The following is a 15,072-nucleotide window of genomic DNA, read 5'->3' as shown; positions in this document are numbered from 1 at the left end:
TCACCGACGGGGCCGGTCCGGTCCCGGTCGCGAGTCTATAGCGTTCCTTGCGCCCGAGTTCCAGGGACAGGGCCGGCAGGGCCGATCGCCACCGGAACGGACTCGGGCCGCGCCTTCGAAGAGCGCGCGTCTCTAGGAACGAAACGGCTTACGCGAAGTCGGGCATCCCGCTGCAGACCCGGCAGGTTCTGCCGGGCGACGCGCAGATTTCGCCGGATCGCCTTCGGGCCGCTGCGAAAAAATCTCGTCTTTACAAGATATTGACTGGTTCGGGAGGCTGGCGCGTCCCTTGCTCCAGGATCCGACAAGGAGACCTTGGACCCATGGCGCAGACGTTCCTCGAAACGGATTTTCTCCTGCGCCGTGCGACGCCGACCGCCCCCCGTGTTTCGGCGCAAGCCCCGGCACGGGCCGCTTTCGTCGTTCGTGATCCCGAACCGTCCCGTGCGACCGTGGCCACCCGGTCCCAGGACGTCCATACACCGGACGCCCGTACGCAGACCGCCCGGGCCGAGCTTGCCCGCGCGAACATCGCCAGCCGATCCGAGCGAGCCCGGACGCCGGACATCGACACGGGGCAGACCCGGACCACGGAACGGACCAAGGCCGGGTCATCGAGGATCGATTCATCCGGGGCTGAAAGCTCACCGGCGCCCGTTCGAGCCGTGCGTGACGCCCCGGCTCCTTCGGCGAAGGTCTCGACAAAGGCGAATGCCGGCCCATCCGGCGAGGCTGGGGCTGGGACGAACGCCCTGTCGCAGGACCGGGCAGGCCTCGTCGCCTCCGTTCCGGCCGGCGCTGCGGGCTCCCCCGAGGCGGGCATGGCCGGGGCGGTCCTCGCCAGTTCGAATGTCGCGGCGATCATCGGTTCCTCGGAAGTGGGTACCGGCGACGGGACGGAGGAGGACACGGACCCCGCCGGGCTGTCGGCCGACGAGCCGGCCATCTCCCTCATGGGCTTCGGCGTTCTGCCCGCGCCCCCTCCGCCCCAGCCCATGCTCCAAGCAGGACCCGGCCAAGGGGGACAGACATCCGTCGCTGGGGACGCGGTGTCGGGGGGGCAGGATGCGGCGGGTCAGGCCTCAGCCGTGACTGGGCAAGTCTCGTCCTCGCCGGGTCAGCTCCAGCTTCCATCCGGGAGCGTCCCGTCGCCCAGGGGCGAGGCGCCCGCCGCCGCTGGGCAGAATACCCTTGCCCGGCCGGACATATCGGCGGCCGGAACGTTCGATCCGGCACTCGGCGGCAAGTCCGATGCGGCGGTGGCCGTGCACGAGGCGTTCGGCAGCGCCGAGCCCGTCGCGGCGTTCGCCATGCCCGAAGGGTTGTCCGCCGTCCGGGAGAATTTCGATGCGCTCGTGCCGGGCTTCTCGGCCGCGCCCGCCGCAACGGCGGCGTCCGGTGCGTCGGTCACGGCCGCCCCCGCGCCGCAAGCCGCCGCGCCCGCCGTACCGTTGGGAGCCGTGCCGATGACCATCGGCCTACGCTCACTTCAGGGTTCGAACCATTTCGAGATCCGGCTCGATCCCGGTGAACTCGGACGCATCGACGTCAGCCTCGACATCGACAAGGAGCGCGGGACGGTGATGGCACATCTCGTCGTCGACCGCATCGAGACCCTCGCCCTGCTCCAGCGCGATGCCGGCAGCCTGCAGCAGGCCCTTTCGCAGGCCGGCCTCGACGCCCCTGAGGCCAACATCAGCCTGTCCCTGCGCAGCGACACGCAGTCCGGCGGCCAGGGCACGGAGAACCAGGGCTCCGATGGGCGCCGCCCCGATGGCCGCTCCGGTGGACCCGGCCTTTCCCACCAGCCCGAGGGCCGCGCCGCCCTCGAAGCCATCCCCGTACGCACCCTGAGGGGCCTGACCGGCCTCGACATCCGAATCTGAAGGGGCATCCGATATGTCATCCGGCATCAGCAGCTTGGCGAACACCGCCGCGTCGGCGAGTTCGACCACCAGGACGTCCGCCCAGGAGATCGCGGGCAACTTCACGCAATTCCTGACGCTGCTGACGACGCAGCTCAAGAATCAGAATCCCCTCGACCCGATGGACACCAACCAGTTCACCCAGCAGCTGGTGCAGTACGCGGGCGTCGAGCAGCAATTGAAGTCCAACGATCGCCTCGACTCGATCCTCACCAACGCCAAGGCGTCGAGTTCGGCTTCCGCCACGGGCTTCATCGGCCAGACCGTGACCGCCGACGGCAAGACCGCCGATCTGGCCGGCGGCTCGGCCACCTGGACCCTGACGCCCTCGCGCGCCGCCACCCAGGCGACCATCACCATCACGGATGCCCAGGGCAACGTGGTGGCGACGCAGAGCAAGGCCATGCCGGCCGGGGCGCAGAGCTATGTGTGGGACGGGCGGGCATCCACGGGGATGAGCGCACCGTCGGGAACCTATTCCATCAAGGTCGATGCCCGCGACGCGACGGGGACCCAGGTGAACGTCGATACGCAGATCACCGGCAAGGTCGACGGGATCGATCTCAGCGGCACCGCACCGGTCCTCCTGATCGACTCTGCACGGGTTCCGATCGGCAGCGTGCGGAGCATCGGAACAGGGTTGTCCACATGAGCTTCGAGACGAATCAGATGCAATCGTTCCGCTTCAACATATTTTAAGTGGAGGCAAGTAGCTTCCAATCTCGACAGGTCAGTCGAGTTGTAGAGCGTATCATGACCGAACCAAGCCGCCCGAGAGTGAAGTATGTGATCGGGCCTGATGGTAGTCCATTAACCATTGCCGATCTTCCCCCGACGACTACCCGCCGTTGGGTGATCCGTCGCAAGGCCGAGGTGGTCGCCGCCGTGAGGGGTGGCCTGCTCAGCCTGGAGGAGGCCTGCCAGCGCTATACCCTCACCACCGAGGAGTTCCTCAGCTGGCAGTTCTCCATCGACCAGCACGGCCTTGCCGGCCTGCGCACCACGCGCATCCAGCATTACCGGCACTGACGAATCGGATCTGACCGGGACCGCCTCGTCCGACGGGGAAAGCGCCCGCCGATCCTCTCGAAAGACCGCGCCCCCCAGGGGACGCGGTTTTTTCGTGTTTTCGGGGGGCGCTCGTTCGGATTCCCGCGATGGTCTCCGCATCGTTAACCGCTCGCTAACCACGGCCTGGGCAAATTTTGCCGGGCGGGGGCGGGGTGTCCGCCACGCTTGTTCGGGTGGGTGCGTCGCGCGGTGAAATCGGTTCTCGAACTGGTGATGAAGTTGGGGCCGGCGCGGTTGGCCGCCATGGCCGCCGTCACCATGACGCTGATCGGTTTCTTCGCCTTCGTGATCCTTCGCGTCTCGAAGCCCGACATGGGCGTGCTGTTCGCCGACCTGTCCATGTCCGACTCCTCCGCGGTGATCCGCGACCTCGATGCGCGGGGCATCAAGTACGAGACCAAGGGCGATGCCGGTCAGACCATCATGGCTCCCCGCGCCGATCTTCCCCGCCTGCGCATGGATCTTGCCGGCAAGGGGCTGCCGGGCCAGGCGGGTGTGGGGTACGAGATTTTCGACAAGGGCGATGCGTTCTCGTCCACCAACTTCGTCCAGAACGTGAACCACCTGCGGGCCCTCGAGGGGGAACTGTCCCGCTCCATCCGCGCCATCGGCCGGGTCCAGGCGGCGCGCGTCCACCTCGTGATCCCCGAGCGGCGCCTGTTCGACCGTGACCGCGAGACGCCGAGCGCCGCCATCGTGCTCAAGCTCATGGGCGACCTGGATCCGTCCCAGGTCCGCGCCATCCGCCACCTCACCGCCTCGGCGGTGGAGGGGCTCAAGCCCGAGCGGGTCTCCATCGTCGACGAGCGCGGCCGACTTCTCGCCGATGGCGCCCGTGACGCGGAGGCCGACAAGGGGCTGGGGCTCGAGGAGAAGCAGGTCGGCCTCGAACGGCGCCTGCGCGCGCAGATCGAGGAGATCGTCGCCGGCATCGTCGGTGCCGGCCGCGCCCGGGTGCAGGTCAGTGCTGAACTCGACGTCAACCGCATCGAGAGCCGCTCCGAGAGCTTCGATCCCGAGAGCCGCGTGGTGCGCTCGACCCAGACCCGCAGCGAGACCTCCCTGACGGGCGGGACCGAGGGAGCCGTCAGCGTCGGCAACGAACTGCCCGGAGCCAATCAGCCGGGCGCCGCCCCGGCCCAGAAGGATTCCACGAACAAGAACGAAGAGACCACCAACTACGAGATCTCGCGGGTGACCAAGACCGAAGTTGTCGAGGGCGGCCGGGTCAAGCGGCTCTCCGTGGCGGTCCTCGTCGACGGAGCCTACGTTCCGGGGGCCGACGGCAAACCCACCTACCAGCCGCGCCCGGCGGCCGAAGTCGAACGCATCACGACCCTGGTGCGCACGGCCATCGGCTTCGACAAGGCGCGCGGCGATCAGGTCGAGGTGGTCAACCTGCGCTTCGCGGAGGCTCCGGCCCCGCCCGAGTTCATCGAGCCGAGCCTCGTCCAGTCCCTGATGTCACCCTCCAAGGAGGACGTCATGCGCATCGTCGAGCTGACGGTCCTGGCCATGCTGACCCTCATCGTGCTGCTCGCCGTGGTGCGTCCGCTCCTGCGCAGGGTGCTCACCGCCGAGCCCGTCGCCATCGCACTGGTGGCCGGCCCGTCCGCGAGCACCGGCGACCCTGCGCTGGATGCGATGATGGCGCCACGCGACAACCCGACCGCCCGCCTCGTCGATTTCGCCAAGATCAACGGCCAGGTTCAGGCCGAAACCGTGCAACGAGTGGTCGACATGGTCCGTGCCAGCCCCGGCGAGACCGTCGAGGTCCTGCGCAACTGGATCAACGACAACTGAGATCCGCCTAGCCTTTCGCGCGTCGTCCCTAAGGAGTTGAGGCCATGTCCTCGGGTTTGAACATCGCGGCGGAACTGGCCAATGCCGGCGGAGCGGCCTTCGCCGCCATGCCCGGCACCCAGCGCGCCGCCGCCCTCCTCCTGCTGCTCGGCGATACCGAAGGTGCGCCGATCTGGCAGATGCTCGACGAGGACGAGGTCAAGAAGGTCTCGCACGCCATGGTCCAGCTCGGCTCCCTCGAGGCCGAGACCGTGGAGAAACTCATCGTCGATTTCGTTTCGCGCCTGTCGTCGGGCGGCGGCATTACGTCGAACTTCGAGCGGACTGAATCGCTCCTCCTCAAGATCTTTCCGCAGGATCAGGTTTCCTCGATCATGGCCGAGATCAAGGGGGCCTCGGGCAAGCGGGTCTGGGCGAGCCTGACCCAGATCGATCCCGAGATCCTCGCCTCGTTCCTGCGCAACGAGTACCCGCAGACGGTGGCCGTGGTTCTCTCGAAGGTCCGCTCGGAATACGCCGCCAAGGTGCTGACCATCCTGCCCGAGGATTTCGCCATCGACGTCCTGAACCGGATGCTGCGCATGGAGACGGTGCAGAAGGAGGCCTTGCGCCACATCGAGGAGACCCTGCGCGTCGAGTTCGTCTCGACCATCGCCCAGACGACGCGGCGCGACGCCCACGAGCTCATGGCCGATGTGTTCAACGCCTTCGACCGCCAGACGGAAGGCCGATTCCTCGCCGCCCTCGATCAGGCCAACCGCGGGTCGGCGAAGAAGATTCGCCAGCTGATGTTCACCTTCGAGGATCTGCTGAAGCTCGATCCGGGCAGCGTGCAGACCCTCCTGCGCAAGATCGACAACGATACCCTGTGCCGGGCCCTGAAGGGGGCGGAGGAGCGCGTGCGCGGCTTCTTCCTGTCGAACATGTCCACCCGGGCGGCCAAGAACATCACCGACGAGATGGGATCGCTCGGGCCGATCCGCCTCAAGGAAGTCGACGAGGCCCAGGCCAAGATGACCGAACTCGCCAAGGACCTGGCCGAGAAGGGCGAGATCATGATCGCCAAGTCGAGCGGTGAAGAGGAACTGGTCTATTGAACGCCCGTCCCTTCTTGTTCGACACCGACTTCCGGCCCCGCCCCGCCAGCGTCGCCTCGCCCAAGGACGATGCGGCCCTGGCCGAGGCGGTGGCCGACGCCTACGCCCGTGGCGTGCAGGAGGGCCGCGCCCAGGCCGAGATGCAGGCGCAGGGTCGCATGGCCGATGCCCTTACGCGCCTCGGGCTCGCCGCAGCCGGATTGCTCGGCCAGGCGGACGCACGCGACGCCGAGCGCGAGGCGCAGGCCATGGATTTCGCCGTGGCGCTGGCCCGGCGCATCGCCGGCGAGGCCCTCGATACACAACCCCTGGCCGCCATCGGCGATGCGGCCCGTTCCGCCCTGCAGCATCTGCGCGGCGTGCCTCACCTCGTGGTCCGCGTCCACGAGAGCCTCGTCGACGAAGCCGAAGCCCTGGTGAAGCGTCTGGCGCGCGAGCGTGGCTTCGAGGGCCGCCTCGTGGTTCTCGGGGAACCCGACCTCGCTCCGGGGGATGCCCGGATGGAATGGGCCGACGGCGGTGTGGTGCGCGACCGCGCCCGCATCGAAGCCGCCGTGCTCGATGCCCTCGGCCTCACCGCCTGATCCTTTGAAAGCCAGACCATGTCGGACGATTTCACCCTGCCGCAGCTCAATGGAATGGATGCGTCCTTCGATGGACTCGGCACCGAATCCATCCGCGAAGCGCCGACCACACCCAAGAGTGCAGCCGACCTCGAACAGGTCTTCGACGTGCCCGTGGTGGTCTCGGCGGTGCTCGGCTCCTCGCGCATGCCCATCGGTGATCTGCTGCGGCTCCAGCCCGGTGCCGTGCTCGAACTCGACCGCAAGGTCGGCGAGGCCATCGACATCTTCGTCAACAACCGCCTCGTCGCCCGTGGCGAGGTCGTCCTCGTGGAGGAGCGCCTCGGCGTGACCATGACCGAGATCATCAAGAACGATCACTGACCATTCCCGGCCCACCGCGCGCCCGCGCGAGGCCCCGACACGGAGACCTTGAGCCATGCGGCTTCTCATCATCGGACGCCTCAACGGCGAACTCGTCACCGCTTCCAAGATCGCCATGAACCGGGGAGCGGCGGTCACCAACGCCGAGAGCTTGCCGCAGGGACTGGCTGTGCTGCGGGCCAAGGGCGCCGACCTCATCATGATCGATGTCGGTCTGCCGATCCGCGAACTCGTCACCGCGCTCACCGACGAACGCATCCGCACGCCCGTGATCGCCTGCGGCATCGCCACCGACGCCAAGGCGGCGGTGGCGGCCATCCAGGCGGGCGCACGCGAATACATTCCCCTGCCCCCCGACCCCGAGCTCATCGCCGCGGTGCTGCAGGCGGTCTCCGAAGACGGGCGCGCCTTCGTCTGGCGGGATGCTTCCATGGAGCGGGTGGTGAAGCTCGCCGAACAGGTCGCCCGCTCGGAGGCGTCCGTGCTCATCACCGGCGAGAGCGGCACCGGCAAGGAGGTGCTGGCCCGTCACGTCCACGGCAAGTCGAACCGCACGGCCAAGCCCTTCGTCTGCGTCAATTGCGCGGCGATCCCCGAGGCGCTCCTCGAATCCGAGCTGTTCGGCCATGAGAAGGGTGCCTTCACCGGCGCGGTCGCCCGCCGCATCGGCCGCTTCGAGGAAGCCAGTGGCGGCACCCTCCTCCTCGACGAGATCTCGGAGATGGACGTACGGCTGCAATCGAAGCTGCTGCGTGCCCTCCAGGAGCGGGTGATCGACCGGGTCGGCGGCTCGGCGCCGGTCAAGGTCGATATCCGGGTGCTCGCGACCTCGAACCGCAATCTCCTCGACGAGGTTCGAAAGGGCACGTTCCGCGAGGATCTATACTACCGCCTCAACGTCGTTCACCTGAAGTTGCCGCCTCTGCGTGAGCGCCCCGCCGATATTCTCGAACTCGCTGGCCACTTCGCCCGGAAATACGCCGAGGTGAACGGCGTGCCCGTGCGACCCCTGAGCCGCGAGGCGCAGGGGCTCGTCCGTGCCAATCCCTGGCGCGGCAACGTGCGGGAACTCGAGAACACCCTTCACCGGGCGGTTCTGCTGGCTTCCGGTCCGGAGATCGGCCCCGACGCGATCCTGACGCCCGAGGGCGAAAGCATCGGTGGTCCCGCCGCCGGTCCGGCCGAGCGTGCCGCGCGCGTCGCCGAAGCCGCCACCCGCGGCCTCGTCGGCCAGACGGTGGCGCAGGTGGAGTGCGACCTGATCCTCGACACCCTCGACCATTGCCTCGGCAACCGGACGCATGCCGCCAAGATCCTCGGCATCTCGATCCGGACCCTGCGGAACAAGCTCAACGAGTATGTCGATGCCGGTCTGAGCGTGGCCGAACCCGGCAGCGCGCGGGCGGCTGCCGCCTACGGCTGACGCCCGGGTGAAGGAGGTGCTCCGACGAGCATTCCGGGGCTCGCCGCTGGCTCTCCAGGGAGACCGCTTTACGGGGGATTGGGTTCAGCTCACCCCCCAATGGCCCTCAGCGGTTCCGCGCGGCCTCGTCGGCGACCTGGGCCGCGTGCGCCCGCTCGAGCTTCTCCAGGGACACGAAGCGGGCGATATCGGCTTCGACGTCGCGGATCGTCTCCTCGACGAGGTGCTGCTGCAGCGCGATGCGTGGATCGTCCGCCGCCAGCCCATCTCGGGTCTGGAGACGCTGCACCGCTTCCTTGACCACGCCGTAGACGGATTCCCGTGCCTCGCGCGTCATGGACGGGTTTACGGCGCGAGCGATGAGGTCGGAGAATTCGGACATGTCGTTCCGGCTGTGACGCATGGGCGGGCGGGAATGCCGGCTCGGCGAGATACCACGACGAACCGGTGACCGAGAGCCGCTATCCGATCCGGCCGGATCGGTCGCAGCCTCAGAGACGCTGATCCTTCAGACCGGCGACGATCAGGGCGATGGAACTCCACACCACCAGGAAGCAGAAGAACCCGACGACGAGGGCATACCCGCGTTGCGGATACAGCGAGGCGATGGGTAGATCCGGCGGCACGAAGGTCGCCAGAAAGATCTGCTGCTTCGTGGCCGCGACGCGGGCCCGATCGACCATGAGATTAGCGGATTCGTTGAGTTTGCCCGCGATGGTCTTCTCGACCTGCAGCCCTTCGTATTCGAGCAGCGCCCGGGTCATGTTGTTCGACGGGTCGGAACCCGAGAGACCTTCCGTCGTCAGCTGATCCTGAAGCCGTTTGGTCTGCTGCTGGATCGCCGCGAGGTTGGCGACGAGGGTCTGGATGCTGCGGGACTTCTCGTCGAGGTTCGAGCCGCGAAGAACCTGGAGATCGGTTTCGGCCTTGAGCTGATCCTTGCGCAGGCTGCCGAGGGTCGTCAGCGTCGCTTCCGCCGCCTTGATCGGATCGATGATGCCCCAGCGGTTGCGGAATTTCTGAAGGGCGAGGTGGGCTTCGCGCAGGCGTGTTTGCGCCCGCACGGCATCGGCTTCGGCATGGGCGACGAGATCGGCCTGGGCCGCGCGCGAGATCTGGTTGATCAGCACCTCGGTGCGCGCGATCACCTCCTTGGAGATCGCGAGCGCATCCTGCGGCGTGAAGGCGCGAACCGTCAGGGTGATCACGCCCGAGATCACGTCGATGCGGGCGATGACATGCTTACGCCAGTATCGAGCCAGGTCCTCGATGGGCTGGGGCGGCCGATAGCGGGTCCAGAAATCGGCCTCGTCACGGGCGAACATCGCCGAGACCTTCAACGTTTCTTCCATCTTGGACACCAGCGTCTGGCTCTGGATATAGTCCTTGACGATGAAACTGTCCTGACTGTTATGCTTCTGGATCAGGTCGGCGAACTGGCCGACCGAAGCCTCCTCCATGGGCTCGACATTGCCCCGGACGGTGAATTGTGCTTCGGCGACGTACTGGTTGGCGGCGAAGCCGTAGAGATAGATCGCCAGCATCAGCGTCGGTAGCAGCACGAAGACGCTGAAGTTGCGGATCAGGTCGATGGTGAGGTTCGGCGGCTTGGAGGATGCCGGCCGCAGGCCGGGAAGGCGCCGCCAGTCGAGGCGTTCGCTCGCCCTGCGCAGGAGGGTCGGCGCCCGGCCGGTGGGGATCGGTTCTACGGTCTCGGCGTTGCGCCGCAGATCGGGGACCGCCCGCAGTGCGAGGTCGATGACCCCGCGCAGGCGCTCCGACTGCTTGACCTCGTCGACATTCATCGCATCGGATTCCTGAAGGCTCGGCGCGCGAACGCGACCCCACACCGCGCTTCCGGCACCCATGGCACCGGAGGCGGCGCGGAGCCCTTTCGACCCCATGCCGTTACCTTGGGAAGTCCCGTGTTTTTCGGCCCTTTTTAAGGCGTGGCTTCAGCGGTCGAGCCCGGGTGGCTAGACCCGAGCGGCCGGGTCGAGCGCAGGAACGAATGAACGCCGGGCAGACCGCCCCGCCGAGGAACACGATGACACGAGACCTGACCGATGTGACGCCCGATAAGATCCGGTACGCCCGGGCCAAATTCGGTGATGTCGTTCTCGTTTGCACCAAATGCGCCAAGCGTCAGGGACTGCCCAAGGGCGCCGTGCGCACGATCCTCAAACGCGCCCTGAAGGAGTGCGGCGGATCGTCGAAGGGGGGCCTCCTCAAGCCCCGCCTCGTAGAGGTCGGCTGCCTCGGACCATGCCCGAAACGGACCGTGGCGGTGGCAACGACCGCGAGCCTCGCCGAGGGGCGCATCGTCCTCATCGATCCGGCGGGGGACCGTCGGGCGATCCTCGCCGCCCTCCTCCCCGATTTCGGCCCCAAAGCTAAGCTAACGCCGCCCGGCACTCCGGAAGATCCGTGTTCCGGGCCGCGTGCGCCCTGAATTCCCGAGGCTATCCGCCCCCCGCGATGATGCAGATCCGAAGCGTTTCGATCCGCCAGGATCGCCCATCATGAAGCCGTCTTCGACCGGCGCCATCGGCCGGGCGCTCCTGCGCCGGCTGCCCTTGATCGGGACGATTCTGGGATTGGGCCTCGGGATCTGGCTCGTGGTGACGCACGATCTGCATGCGGTCGGGGAGGCGTTCGGGCGGATCGGCGCCCTCGGCCTCGTCGGCATCGTCCTTGTGCGGGCGGCCATCGTCGCAACCTGTGGTTTTGCCTGGGCGCGGCTCCTTGCGGGGCTCGCTCAGGTTGAAACGGGGGCGTTCCTCATCCTGCGCTTCGTGCGCGAGGGCATCAACGTGCTGCTGCCCGTCGCCTCGGTGGGGGGGGATGTGGTGGGGGGACGCCTGCTGACGTTCTGGGGCGTGACCGGGTCGCTCGCGGCGGCCTCGATCCTCGTCGACATGCTGATGCAGGTCGCAACCCAAGGTCTGTTCGCGCTCCTCGGCGTGGTGCTGCTGACGCGGGTGGGCGGCGGCACCGCCGAGGCCTTGGCGGCCTGGACGGCGGGTGCGCTCGCCGTGACGGCGGTGATCGTCGCGGCTTTCTTCGCGGTCCAGCGCAGCGGCGCGGCCCGTGACCTCGTGCGCCGTTCCACCGACCGGATGCGCCGCTGGGCTGGCGCGGCCGTGACGCCGCGGAACGGCGCGCCGGGCGGGGTCTACGACGCCCTCGACGCGGTCTGGGCCCCGGATCGGCGCGGTGCGCTCGCGGCCGGATTCGGCCTCCACCTCCTCGCCTGGGGCATGGGCGCCGTCGAGATCTGGATCGCGCTCGCCTGCATCGGCGTCGAGGGGGTGACGTGGACCGAGATCGTGGTGATCGAGGCGCTGAGTCAGGCGATCAAGTCCGCGGCGTTCCCGGTGCCGAGCGGGCTCGGGGTGCAGGAGGGCGGGTTCGTGCTCCTCGGCGGCCTGTTCGGCCTCGATCCCGGGACGGCGCTGGCGCTGTCGCTGGCCAAGCGCGTGCCCGACGTGGTGCTGGGCGTGCCGGCCCTCATCGCGTGGCAGATGCTGGAGGCGCGCCGCGCCACGGTGGTCTCGCCCCGGGTGTAGCTCAGTCCGGCTCGGCGAGCAGTCCCTCGACGAACGGCGTCAGGCCGGTGCGACGGTCGCGCTTCAGCCGCTCGGCGATGAGGATGCCTTCGAGCGAGCGGAAGGCGTCGTCGAGGTCGTCGTTGACGATGACGTAGTCGTACTCGCTCCAGCGCTGGATCTCCATCCGGGCGTTGGCGAGGCGCTTCTCGATGGTGTCGGGCGAATCCTCGGCCCGGCGCTCCAGGCGGTGGCGCAGCTCGGCGAGCGAGGGCGGCAGGATGAACACCGTCACCACGTCCTGGGTGAGCTTGGACCGCACCTGCCGGGTGCCCTGATAGTCGATGTCGAAGATCATGTCCCGGCCGGCCCCCAGTACCTTCTCCACGGGGCGGCGCGGGGTGCCGTAGAAATTGCCGTGCACCTCGGCCCATTCGAGGAGGTTGTCTGCGCTGCGCAGGGCGTCGAAGGCCTCGCGGTCGATGAAGTTGTAGTGCTTGCCGTCGATCTCCGAGGGGCGGCGCGCGCGGGTTGTCACCGAGATGGAGAGGTCGAGGCCCCATTTCGGGTCGCCGGCCACGGCCCGCGTCAGGGTGGTCTTGCCCGCGCCCGAGGGTGAGGACAGGATGAGGATGAACCCGCGCCGCTCGATCGCCGTCGCCTGCATCGCAAAAAAACCTACTCGACGTTCTGAACCTGCTCGCGGAATTGCTCCACCACGGCCTTCAAGTCGAGTCCGATCCGCGACAGGGCGATGTCGTTCGCCTTGGCGCACAGGGTATTGGCCTCGCGGCCCAGCTCCTGCGCCAGGAAATCGAGCTTGCGGCCGACGGGACCACCGGCCGCCAGCAGGTCGGCGGCGCTGGCGAGGTGGGCGGCCAGGCGGTCGAGTTCCTCGCGGACATCGGCCTTGGCGGCGAGCAGCACCGCCTCCTGGTGCAGGCGGTCGGGGTCGAGGTTGCCGACCGCGATCAGGGTCGAGACCGTGGCGGCGAGGCGGGCGCGCACGGCCTCGGGCTTGCGTGCCGGGCAGTCCTCCGCCGCTCGGGTCAGGCGGCCGATCTCGGCGAGCTGCGCCTCGATGACGGCGCGCAGCTGCCGCCCCTCGGCGCGGCGGGCCTCCACGAGGTCGGTGACGAGGCGCACCACCCCCTCGGCGAGATCGCGGTGGAGGGCCTCCGTATCCGTCGACGCGTCGTCCTCGGCCTCGATGACGCCGCGCAGGGCCAGGAGCCCGTCGAGGGTCGCCGGGGCGACGCCCTCGGGCCGGGGCACCCGCGCCACCGCCGCCGCGAGTTCGGCCAGCAGCCCCTCGTTGATCTTGATGCGCGGGGCCGCGTCGGGTCGGGAGAGGTTGAGGGAGAGCTGGCACTGCCCGCGCGCCAGGGTCTTCTGCAGGGCGGTGCGGGCGACCTCCCCGGCCGCGTCGTAGCCGTTGGGCACGCGCAGGCGGACCTCCAGCCCGCGCCCGTTCACGGCGCGGACCTCCCAGGCCCATTGCACCGCCCCGGTGGTGCCGGCGGCCCGGGCGAACCCTGTCATGCTGGAGAGGATCATTGTTGGACGGGACCGTATTCGAAGGAGAGCCACACCGGTTGCCGCTCCCCTCTCCCCGCCGGGCGGGGAGAGGCCTGCCTGCACCTCGGCGTGCAGGCGGGGAGCGCAGGCGGAGCCGAAGCGAAGATGAGGGGGCCTCTCATCAGCAGGAGGCTCGTTCGGGGCCGCCCCCTCACCCTCGGCTGCCGCCTCGCCGCGCCGACGACGGGGGCGTCGCGGCCCTCTCCCCACAAGCGGGGCGCGGGGACGCGCGCGGCTACCCCGCGTCTCACGGCTGCTTCAGCACCGGGACGCTTTTGGGCGAATTCAGGTCGAAGGTCTTGTTGCGTAGGGGATCGAGGCGTGTGCCCTCGGAGGCGTCGAAGGCCTTCGGACGCGGGGCCGAGGGGTCGGCGCCGCCGGCGAAGTTGGTGCCGTCGGCCGGTGCGTAGGCCGAGGCGCGGCCCGGATCGGGCGTCGGGTTGGGCTCGACCTTGTCGACGGCCGCGTCCGGGGTCGGGGCCTGGCGGGCGCGCTCGACCTGGCGCCAGCGGGCGACGTTGCGCGAGTGGCCCTCCAGGGTCTCGGCGAAGGCGTGGCCGCCGGTGCCGTCGGCCACGAAGAACAGGTCCTTGGTACGCGACGGGTTGGCGACGGCCTCGAGGGCGGCGCGGCCTGGATTGGCGATGGGGCCGGGCGGCAGGCCCTCGATCACGTAGGTGTTGTAGGGCGTCGCGCGCTCGATCTCGGAACGCTGGATGCCGCGCCCGAGGGTGCCGCGCCCGCCCACCAGCCCGTACACGATGGTCGGGTCCGATTGCAGCTTCATGCGCTTGTTGAGGCGGTTGACGAACACGCCCGCCACGCGGGGCCGCTCATCGGCCCGGCCGGTCTCCTTCTCGACGATGGAGGCCAGCGTCACCATCTCGGCCGGGGTCTTCACCGGGATCTCGGCGGAGCGGCGCTTCCAGATGTCGGCCAGGACCTCGCGCTGCTTGGCGCGCATGAGGTTGACGATCTGCTGACGGGTGGCGCCGCGCTCGAACTTGTAGGTGTCGGGCAGAAGCGCGCCCTCGGCCGGGATCTCGTTGATGTCGCCCGACAGGATGTCGTTGTCGTTGAGCCGCGCCACGATCTGCTCGCTCGTCAGTCCCTCCGGGAAGGTGACGGCGTGCTGGACCTGGCGGCCCGACGACAGGGTCTCGATGGCGTCGTTGATGCTGGCATGGGCCTTGAACGTGTACTCGCCGGCCTTGAGCGCCTTGCCGCTCAGGCGGGCGGCCCATTCGAACAGGGCCGTGTGGGCGATGACGCCCTCGCGGGACAGGGCCTCGGCGATCTCGGAGGTGCCGCTGCGGGGCGAGATGACCACCACCTTGTCGGCGGGCAGCGGCCCCGGCTCCTTCACCTGCCGCTCGAACAGCGTCATGCCGATCATCACCCCGATGGCCAGCACCACCGACAGGGTGAGCAGGCCCGAGATGGTGGCGAGCAGGCCGCCCCGGCGGCGCTCCGGCAGATCGGGCGGCGGCGGCGCGGCGGTGGGCTTGATGGCCTCGCTCGGGCTGCGCGGCGACAGGCGCTGCGGCAAGGCCCGCTCCTCGGAGGCGGCCGGCACGGGCTCGGGATTCGGGCGCTTGCGGAAGAACATGACGATCCTGTTCGGGCCTCGGGCCCCCTCCCCCGCCGTGTTTTTCGGACGTGGGACAGTCTCGCACCCCC

The 15,072-nt window shown here is 68.8% G+C and carries 15 protein-coding genes; 10 read left to right on the top strand and 5 right to left on the bottom strand.

The window, feature by feature from the left end; all coding sequences use genetic code 11:
- Positions 1–323 precede the first annotated feature (323 nt).
- From ASF27_RS17635 to ASF27_RS17600, 8 genes are all read left to right on the top strand, one after another.
- Positions 324–1,886, top strand: a complete 1,563-nt coding sequence (locus tag ASF27_RS17635; protein ID WP_056362084.1) for a flagellar hook-length control protein FliK — start codon at positions 324–326, stop codon at positions 1,884–1,886.
- Between the two features lie 13 nt (positions 1,887–1,899).
- Complete coding sequence (locus ASF27_RS17630; RefSeq protein ID WP_056173954.1) at positions 1,900–2,577, top strand: flagellar hook capping FlgD N-terminal domain-containing protein; 678 nt, start codon at positions 1,900–1,902, stop codon at positions 2,575–2,577.
- Positions 2,578–2,678: 101 nt separating this feature from the next.
- Entirely contained in the window at positions 2,679–2,954 is a 276-nt protein-coding gene (locus tag ASF27_RS17625) for a DUF1153 domain-containing protein (protein WP_018044452.1), read from the top strand.
- 231 nt (positions 2,955–3,185) lie between these two features.
- Positions 3,186–4,799, top strand: a complete 1,614-nt coding sequence (fliF, locus tag ASF27_RS17620) for a flagellar basal-body MS-ring/collar protein FliF (protein WP_056264277.1) — start codon at positions 3,186–3,188, stop codon at positions 4,797–4,799.
- Positions 4,800–4,843: 44 nt separating this feature from the next.
- The gene (fliG, locus tag ASF27_RS17615; RefSeq protein WP_056173951.1) at positions 4,844–5,896 is read left to right on the top strand and encodes a flagellar motor switch protein FliG; all 1,053 of its coding nucleotides are present in this window, start codon (positions 4,844–4,846) and stop codon (positions 5,894–5,896) included.
- The gene (locus ASF27_RS17610) at positions 5,893–6,480 is read left to right on the top strand and encodes a FliH/SctL family protein (RefSeq protein WP_056362081.1); all 588 of its coding nucleotides are present in this window, start codon (positions 5,893–5,895) and stop codon (positions 6,478–6,480) included. The genes fliG and ASF27_RS17610 overlap by 4 nt, the downstream gene beginning before the upstream one ends.
- A gap of 18 nt (positions 6,481–6,498) precedes the next feature.
- Positions 6,499–6,843: a flagellar motor switch protein FliN gene (gene fliN, locus ASF27_RS17605; protein WP_056173945.1), complete on the top strand. Its 345-nt coding sequence runs from the start codon at positions 6,499–6,501 to the stop codon at positions 6,841–6,843.
- 55 nt (positions 6,844–6,898) lie between these two features.
- Positions 6,899–8,266, top strand: coding sequence for a sigma-54 dependent transcriptional regulator (locus ASF27_RS17600; protein WP_056173943.1), 1,368 nt, complete (start codon positions 6,899–6,901; stop codon positions 8,264–8,266).
- A gap of 106 nt (positions 8,267–8,372) precedes the next feature.
- Here ASF27_RS17600 and ASF27_RS17595 read toward each other — a convergent pair whose 3' ends face one another.
- A complete protein-coding gene (locus tag ASF27_RS17595; protein WP_056174174.1) occupies positions 8,373–8,648 on the bottom strand; it encodes a hypothetical protein in 276 nt (91 codons plus the stop codon).
- Between the two features lie 109 nt (positions 8,649–8,757).
- Positions 8,758–10,071, bottom strand: a complete 1,314-nt coding sequence (locus ASF27_RS17590) for a hypothetical protein (RefSeq protein WP_056174171.1) — start codon at positions 10,069–10,071, stop codon at positions 8,758–8,760.
- Positions 10,072–10,313: 242 nt separating this feature from the next.
- Between ASF27_RS17590 and ASF27_RS17585 the strand changes: the two genes are divergently transcribed.
- On the top strand, positions 10,314–10,718 hold the full coding sequence (locus ASF27_RS17585) for a hypothetical protein (protein WP_200918879.1): 405 nt from the start codon (positions 10,314–10,316) through the stop codon (positions 10,716–10,718).
- 70 nt (positions 10,719–10,788) lie between these two features.
- The gene (locus tag ASF27_RS17580) at positions 10,789–11,835 is read left to right on the top strand and encodes a lysylphosphatidylglycerol synthase domain-containing protein (RefSeq protein ID WP_056173940.1); all 1,047 of its coding nucleotides are present in this window, start codon (positions 10,789–10,791) and stop codon (positions 11,833–11,835) included.
- Between the two features lies 1 nt (position 11,836).
- Here the strand turns inward: ASF27_RS17580 and gmk are convergent, their stop codons facing one another.
- The 3 genes from gmk to mltG form a co-directional block, all read right to left on the bottom strand.
- Positions 11,837–12,481: a guanylate kinase gene (gmk, locus tag ASF27_RS17575; protein WP_056173937.1), complete on the bottom strand. Its 645-nt coding sequence runs from the start codon at positions 12,479–12,481 to the stop codon at positions 11,837–11,839.
- A gap of 11 nt (positions 12,482–12,492) precedes the next feature.
- Entirely contained in the window at positions 12,493–13,371 is an 879-nt protein-coding gene (locus tag ASF27_RS17570; RefSeq protein ID WP_056362078.1) for a YicC/YloC family endoribonuclease, read from the bottom strand.
- A gap of 268 nt (positions 13,372–13,639) precedes the next feature.
- The gene (gene mltG, locus ASF27_RS17565) at positions 13,640–15,001 is read right to left on the bottom strand and encodes an endolytic transglycosylase MltG (protein WP_056362075.1); all 1,362 of its coding nucleotides are present in this window, start codon (positions 14,999–15,001) and stop codon (positions 13,640–13,642) included.
- Positions 15,002–15,072 lie beyond the last annotated feature (71 nt).

This window comes from Methylobacterium sp. Leaf102, assembly GCF_001422425.1.
Taxonomy (GTDB): Bacteria; Pseudomonadota; Alphaproteobacteria; order Rhizobiales; family Beijerinckiaceae; genus Methylobacterium.
The sequence above is the reverse complement of the archived record's forward strand: the minus strand, read 5'-3'. Positions and strand labels throughout refer to the sequence as shown.